Raw genomic sequence first — 3881 nt, forward strand, 5'->3', positions numbered from 1 at the left:
CGGGCGGCGGTGCGAGCCGCCTTACTGGCAGGCCTCGCAGCTTTCCGGGTTCTCCAGCGAGCAGGCCACCGCTTCGGCCGGCGCATAGCTGCTGACCGTGGTCTTGGCGATCCGGGTGGCCGGTCGCGAGCGCAGGTAGTAGGTGGTCTTGATGCCCTGCTTCCACGCGTACATGTACATGGACGACATCGCACCGATGTTCGGGCTTTCCATGAACAGGTTGAGCGAGGCGGACTGGTCGATGAAGGCGCCACGGTCGGCGGCCATGTCGATCAGCGCGCGCATCGGCAGTTCCCACGCGGTGCGGTACACCTGTCGCAGCGGCTCGGGGATCTGCGCCAGGTTCTGGATCGAGCCGTCGGCCAGCTTGATCGCATCGCGCATTTCCGCCGTCCACAGGCCCAGCTGCTTGAGCTCGTCCACCAGATAGCGGTTGACCTGCAGGAAGTCGCCGGACAGCGTTTCGCGCTTGAACAGGTTGGACACCTGCGGCTCCACGCATTCGTAGCAGCCGGCGATCGAGGCGATGGTCGCGGTCGGGGCGATGGCGATCAGCAGCGAGTTGCGCAGGCCGTGCTGCTGGATGCGGGCCCGCAATGCGTCCCAGCGCGCGACATCCACCGGGGCGATGTTCCAGGCGTCGAACTGCAGCGCGCCACTGGCCGCGCGGGTGTCGTTGAACGAGGGATGGCGGCCGCGCTCGATAGCCAGCTCGCAGGAGGTTTCCAGCGCGTGGAAGTAGATCGTCTCGGCGATCTGCCGGGACAGCGCGCGGGCCTGCTCCGAATCGAACGGCAGCCGCTTGCGGAAGAACACATCCTGCAGACCCATGCAGCCCAGGCCCACCGGGCGCCAGCGCAGGTTGCCGCGGCGGGCGGTTTCGATCGGATAGAAATTCAGGTCGATCACACGGTCGAGCTGGCGCACGGCCAGGCGGACGGTTTCGGCCAGCTTTTCGAAATCGAAGTCACCGTGCGCGTCGAAGTGGTTGCCCAGGTTGATCGAACCCAGGTTGCACACCGCGGTCTCCTCGTCGGAGGTGATCTCCAGGATCTCGGTGCACAGGTTGGACAGGTGGATCACATTGCCCGGGCGCAGGGTCTGGTTGCTGGCCTTGTTGCACTTGTCCTTGAACGTCATCCAGCCGTTGCCGGTCTCGGCCAGGGTGCGCATCATCCGGCCGTACAGCTTGCGCGCGGAAATGCGCTTGGCCGCCTTGCCCTGCGTTTCGGCCTGCACATAGGCGCGCTCGAAGGCCTCGCCGTACAGGTCGGTGAGCTCCGGTACCACGCTCGGATCGAACAGCGACCATTCCTGGTCGGCTTCCACGCGGGCCATGAACAGGTCCGGCACCCAGTTGGCCAGATTGAGGTTGTGGGTGCGGCGCGACTCGTCACCGGCGTTGTCGCGCAGCTCGAGGAAATCCTCGATGTCGGCGTGCCAGGTTTCCAGATAGACGCAGGCCGCGCCCTTGCGCTTGCCGCCCTGGTTGACCGCCGCCACCGAGGAATCGAGCGTCTTGAGCCACGGCACGATGCCGTTGGAATGGCCGTTGGTGGAGCGGATCAGCGAGCCGCGCGAGCGCACCCGCGAGTAGCTCACGCCGATGCCGCCACTGAACTTGGACAGCTGCGCGATATCGCCGTATCTGGCGTAGATCGACTCGAGCGAATCGCGCGGCGAATCGAGCAGGAAGCACGAGGACAGCTGCTCGTGCACGGTGCCGGAATTGAACAGGGTCGGGCTGGACGGCAGGTAGTCCAGGCTGCCCATGCGCTGGTAAAGCGCCAGCGCCTCGGGTACGTCCTCGCTCAACGCGCTGGCGATGCGCAGGAAGAACTGCTGCGGGGTCTCGATCACCTTGCGCGTGTGCGGATGGCGCAGCAGGTAGCGGTCATACAGCGTGCGCAGGCCGAAGTAGTCGAAGTTCAGGTCGTACTCGGGGTTGACCGCATCGTTGAGCTTGCGCGCGTTGATCTGCACGAAGCCCAGCAGGCGTTCGTTGATCAGGCCGACCTCGTGGCCGCGGGCGATGGACTGCGAGAACGCGTGGATCTCCTGCCCGGACACTTCCTTGGCGATGAAGCTGGCCAGCAGGCGCGCGGCCAGGCGCCCGTACTCGGGCTCCTCGCCGATCAGCAGCGCGGCGGTGCGGATCGACAGCTCGTCCAGCTCCTGAGTGGTGGCGCCGTTGTACAGGCCGGAGATGGTGCGGGTGGCCACACGCATCGGGTCGACCGCGTGCAGGCCCTCGCAGCAGCGCTGGATCGCGCGCACGATCTTGTTCAGGTCCACCGGCTCGACCACACCGTTGCGCTTGGTCACGCTCATCGCGGTGGCAGTCGGCGGCGGGGTCAGCAGGAATTCGTCCGCCGTGGTGGGGGCGACGGCGACGGGCGTTTCGGAAATGGTCACGGCGTTTCTCCATGCGTGATGCACGCGGCTCCCGTCCCTCGACAGGTGCGGGGCCGGCGGTTCCAGAGCATGGGGACGCGGTGTCGCACGGGCCGCGACGCGCGGACCGGCCAGGTCCACGTCACGGCTCGTGATGCACCGACCATCTCCCCCGGAGATTCGCGCGGCCGGCACCGCGCGGTGTGCTTCGCGCGGCTGTCGGCAGGTCTTCGGACTCATGGGCGCGGAGGCGCAGGCCTCCTCCTTCTCCGCCGCTTCCCAAGGCCGGGCGGCCTCAGTGCTGTGTGGCGGGGTCGTTCCCAATTACCGCTGCGGGGCAGTGCTGGAATGGCCCGGACAGGCGTCACCAGCTTCCCTCTTAGTCCACCGGGTTGCTGCCCGACAGAACCGACGCGCACAAGATACTGGGCAAAAGTGACAGCCGCAACACTAGATATTGTGAACAACCCTGTGCACAACCCGGCCGCAAGCTTGTCCCGCCACGGTTGCGGGGCATCGCCGGACGGCAGCATATTTTTCTCAAAGCTGGTTCAATCCCCGGCCCTTCCTGCGGGCCGTGGCCTTGAAACAGACGTTCAAATGGATCGCTGTGGCGGTGCTGGTGTTGCTGCTGGGCGCCTCGTTCCACTACAGCGGCGGCTGGCTGCAGCTGTGCGCGGGGCTGGCGCTGTTCCTGTTCGGCATGCAGTGCCTGGAACAGGGGCTCAAGGCGCTGGCCGGCGGCGGCATGGAGCGCCTGCTCGCGCGCAGCACCGCCACCCCGCTCAAGGGCCTGCTGTTCGGCGGCGGCGCCACCTTGCTGCTGCAATCGAGCACGCTGGTGTCGCTGCTGACCATCGCCTTCCTCGGCACCGGCTGATCCAGCTCGGCGGCGCGATCGCGGTGCTGCTGGGCGCCAATCTCGGTGCCACCAGCGGCATCTGGCTGCTGGCGCTGGCCGGACAGAACCTGAGCCTGTCGCCGTTGGCGCTGCCGCTGCTGGTGTTCGGCGTGCTGGCCCGCTACACCGGTCCGCGCGGCATGGCGGCCGGGCAGCTGCTGGTCGGCATCGCCTTCATCTTCCTGGCCATCGACCAGATCAAGGACGGTTTCTCGGCGATGACCACCATCGAGCTGGGCCGCTATGCCGCCGATGGCTGGGCCGGCACGTTGCTGTTCGTGGCGGTGGGACTGGGGCTGACGGTGATCGTGCAGTCCTCGCATGCCACGCTGATGCTGACCCTGGCGGCGCTGTCGCAAGGCCAGCTGGAACCGGCGCAGAGCCTGGCCATCGCCATCGGCTCCAATGTCGGCAGCAGTGTGTCCACCGCGGTGATGGGGTTCCTGGGCGGCAACCGCGCCGGGCAGCGGCTGGCGCTGGCGCATGTGCTGTTCAACGTCAGCACCGCGCTGGTGGCGCTGCTGGCCCTGCCGCTGCTGCAGTCGGCGGTGCTGTGGCTCACCGCCCGGGCCGGCATGGGCGACAA

Annotated in this window: 1 protein-coding gene, 1 pseudogene and 1 riboswitch; of the genes and pseudogenes, one reads left to right on the plus strand and one right to left on the minus strand. The window is 67.2% G+C overall.

Translation table 11 applies throughout. The features are described from left to right. Window positions 1-21: 21 nt before the first annotated feature. Window positions 22-2331, minus strand: coding sequence for a ribonucleoside-diphosphate reductase subunit alpha (locus JCM9942_RS11980; protein ID WP_241772613.1), 2310 nt, complete (start codon window positions 2329-2331; stop codon window positions 22-24). Window positions 2332-2598: 267 nt separating this feature from the next. Further along, window positions 2599-2822, minus strand: a riboswitch (cobalamin riboswitch). Between the two features lie 320 nt (window positions 2823-3142). Here JCM9942_RS11980 and JCM9942_RS11985 point away from each other — a divergent pair. Further along, a pseudogene (locus JCM9942_RS11985) lies at window positions 3143-3881 on the plus strand (Na/Pi symporter); the annotation flags it as partial.

Source organism: Stenotrophomonas pictorum JCM 9942, from assembly GCF_001310775.1.
Taxonomy (GTDB): Bacteria; Pseudomonadota; Gammaproteobacteria; order Xanthomonadales; family Xanthomonadaceae; genus Stenotrophomonas; species Stenotrophomonas pictorum.

Excerpts from the sequence above, each read along its gene's own strand:
- JCM9942_RS11980 (WP_241772613.1), bottom strand. The coding sequence starts at position 2,331 with ATGAGCGTGACCAAGCGCAACGGTGTGGTCGAGCCGGTGGACCTGAAC.